Source organism: Sphingomonas sp. 10B4, assembly GCF_035019905.1.
GTDB classification, from domain to species: Bacteria; Pseudomonadota; Alphaproteobacteria; order Sphingomonadales; family Sphingomonadaceae; genus Sphingomonas; species Sphingomonas glacialis.
In genome coordinates this window covers 1-271 of record NZ_JASJVC010000314.1, presented here as the reverse complement: position 1 = coordinate 271, position 271 = coordinate 1, and the positions used below count along the sequence as shown (strand labels likewise).

The 271-nt window shown below is 56.5% G+C and carries 1 protein-coding gene; it reads right to left on the bottom strand.

The annotated features are described in order from the left end of the window. Nucleotides 1-271: hypothetical protein (locus QN347_RS19940; RefSeq protein WP_323494421.1), on the bottom strand; the 271-nt coding region annotated here is incomplete at both ends.

Sequence of the window (271 nt, the reverse complement as noted above, 5' to 3'; positions counted from 1 at the left end):
ACCCGAGGCCGCGCAGCAGCGCACGATAGAAGCAATCGCCGTCGGCCGGCACATCGCACCAAGCTTGTTCGCCGAGATAGCGGTAATGATTTTGATTGATTCTAAGTAAAATCACATCGTTGCGCTGCATGCTGATGTAGCCGTCTAGCGATGCTGTTTGCATGTTGTGCCGGTCGGGAGCGAAACGGCTGGCGCTCAATTGCAATGAAGATCGCATTTCTGCAATGCTGGGGGAGGCACTGAGAAACTCTGCGGCAGCGCCGGCATCGGC